The sequence below is a fragment of the Arthrobacter sp. JCM 19049 genome (genome assembly GCF_001310435.1).
On the sequence record NZ_BAXF01000388.1, the window covers coordinates 1 to 2085 of the forward strand.

Genomic DNA, 2085 nt, shown 5'->3' on the forward strand with positions numbered 1-2085 from the left:
GCCCCTGGCCGGTCTCGCGCAGCCGGCTGGGGTTGCCCGGGTGGGCGCCAACCAGAGCTCGGCCTGCGGGGCCGCGTCGGTCTGCAGACCCAGCAGCGAGGAAATAGCGTCCGGCGAACCCCAATGGTAAGTGCGGATGCTGTTGTGCAGGTGAAACATGTACGTCAGCTGACCTTTCATCACGGAGAAACAAACATGTTCGGGGTTCGGTTTGGGGTGGAGGGAAATTTCTTAGGGAACCCGGCACTCGTCGTTGTTCGCCGCGATCTGGCTGATGCGCGTGGTGTAGCCGTAGCGTTCGAGCTGCACCAGGTACTCCTCGGTGATCGGGTCCCCGTTGGGCTGGGTGAATTCCTGGTCGCCGGTGGTGGACAGGGCCCGGTCGTCGCTCGGGCTGGCCGATGCGGAGGACTCGGTGGGGGTCGTGGAGGACTTCTCCTCCTTCTTGTCGTCCTTCTTCTCGTCCTTCTTCGGGTCCTTGGAGGCTTCCTTCGGCTTCTCCGGCTCGCCCTGCTTGGCGATCATCTCGTCGATGCGCTGGTGGATCTTGTCGAAGTCCGGGTAGGTGGAGAAGGTGCGCTCAAAGTCAGGGCCCCCAAGGTCAGCCGGTCAAAGGGGGTCTTGCGGGCCTTTTCGGCCAGCGAGATGAACGATCCGAGCTGGCTGGCGGGGATGTCGGTCTCCACCAGCTCCTCGCCGGCGTCCATGATCGTGGTGAAGCGTGAGAGCACGTTCTGCGGGGTGATCTGGGCGATGATCGCCTGCTGCAGGCACTGCTGGCGCTTGATGCGGTGGTAGTCATCGGTGAAGTCGCGCGAGCGGGCGAACCACAGGGCCTGCTTGCCGTTGAAGTGCTTCTCACCGGGGGAGAACCAGTGGGTGTTGATGTTGGTGCCTTCCCACTTCTTCCCGTTGTAGGCACCCAGCCCCCGGAAATCACCTTCACGCCGCCCACCGCGTCAACGAAGGACTCAAAACCCGCCATGTCGACCATGACGTAGCCCTGCACCTGCAGGCCGGTGGTGCCTTCCATGGCATCCATGACCGCCTGGGCGCCCACGTTCTTCACCGAGGCGGGGAAGGCGTCGGCGTGATGGTCCACCGCGTCGCGGTAGATGGCGTTGAACAGGCATTCGTTGCCGCAGTCATAGCCCTTCGGCCAGGCCTTCTTCATCGGCGAGTCCGCCGCGAACTGAGCCTTTTGGAAGTTGCGGGGGATGGAGATCATCAGCGACTTGCCGGTCTTGGCGTCCACCGAGAGCAGCGCCATCGAGTCGGTGCGCACCCCGTCACGGTTATCGCCGGAGTCCGCGCCGAGGATGGCGATGTTGTAGCGCCCGTCGACCGGGTCGAAGGCCGGGCCTCGTCGAAGACCTTGGTGATGGTCTCCCGCCCGGTGTTCAGCAGCGAGGCGCCGTAGATGAAGATGCCGCTGGTGCCGGCGACCGCCAGCACCAGGAACAGCGCCACGATCCCGCGCATGCCCGGGGCCAGCAGCTTCGGCGGATGATTACCAGCGTGTTGATGAACATGATCAGCCAGCCCACGGCGAGCACCGAGAGCACGATGATCAGGAACAGCTGGAAGTTCGGATGCCCGGCCCAGTTCAGCAGGATCGAGTAGTCGATGAAGTAGATCGCCACGAGGGCGAGGATTGCCAGCCAGCACAGCATGGTCAGGCTCACCACGAAGCGGCCCAGGCGGCGGTTGCCGGCGATCAGCTGGGCGCTTCCGGGGAACACGATGGTCAGCAGGACCAGGATCAGGCGCGCTTGGAGCGCGCCGGCGAGGACAGTGTTTCCGGTTGGCGCAGCAGGCCGGGTGCACGATGGCTGGCAGAACCCATATAGCTAGAGACTTTCCTTGATCAGGACGCGAAATTTTCGTCGGCGACTTCAGCACGCAGGGCGGCACCCTTGGCGTGCGCTGAATCGCGCAGGGAGTCCGCGAATTCAAGCAACTTATTTTGTAACGTGCGGGCGTGTTCGTCGGTTCCCGCCGCGAGCATGCGCACGGCCAGCAGCCCGGCGTTGCGGGCCCCACCGATGGAGACGGTGGCCACCGGCACGCCGGCGGGCATCTGCA

At 64.3% G+C, this 2085-nt stretch carries 5 protein-coding genes and 1 pseudogene; all 6 read right to left on the bottom strand.

Annotated elements, in window-relative coordinates:
• Positions 1-231: 231 nt before the first annotated feature.
• Positions 232-525 (bottom strand): hypothetical protein, encoded by a 294-nt coding sequence (locus JCM19049_RS12495; RefSeq protein WP_054821752.1) that lies wholly within the window; start codon positions 523-525, stop codon positions 232-234.
• Complete coding sequence (locus JCM19049_RS20735) at positions 522-926, bottom strand: LCP family protein (protein WP_306420800.1); 405 nt, start codon at positions 924-926, stop codon at positions 522-524. Before JCM19049_RS20735 ends, JCM19049_RS12495 begins: the two co-directional genes overlap by 4 nt.
• 65 nt (positions 927-991) lie before the next feature.
• Positions 992-1270, bottom strand: a pseudogene (locus JCM19049_RS20740) (LytR family transcriptional regulator); the annotation flags it as partial.
• On the bottom strand, positions 1228-1455 hold the full coding sequence (locus JCM19049_RS20745; RefSeq protein ID WP_279403135.1) for a hypothetical protein: 228 nt from the start codon (positions 1453-1455) through the stop codon (positions 1228-1230). The gene JCM19049_RS20745 and the pseudogene JCM19049_RS20740, both read right to left, overlap by 43 nt.
• On the bottom strand, positions 1401-1742 hold the full coding sequence (locus JCM19049_RS12505; protein WP_054821754.1) for a hypothetical protein: 342 nt from the start codon (positions 1740-1742) through the stop codon (positions 1401-1403). The genes JCM19049_RS20745 and JCM19049_RS12505 overlap by 55 nt, the downstream gene beginning before the upstream one ends.
• Positions 1743-1867: 125 nt before the next feature.
• On the bottom strand, positions 1868-2085 hold a 218-nt coding region (locus tag JCM19049_RS12510; protein WP_279403136.1), incomplete at its 5' end, for an AIR carboxylase family protein.

What these genes read in the sequence shown, in the direction of transcription:
- JCM19049_RS12495 (WP_054821752.1), bottom strand. Translation starts at nt 525, where the DNA reads ATGATCGCCAAGCAGGGCGAGCCGGAGAAGCCGAAGGAAGCCTCCAAG.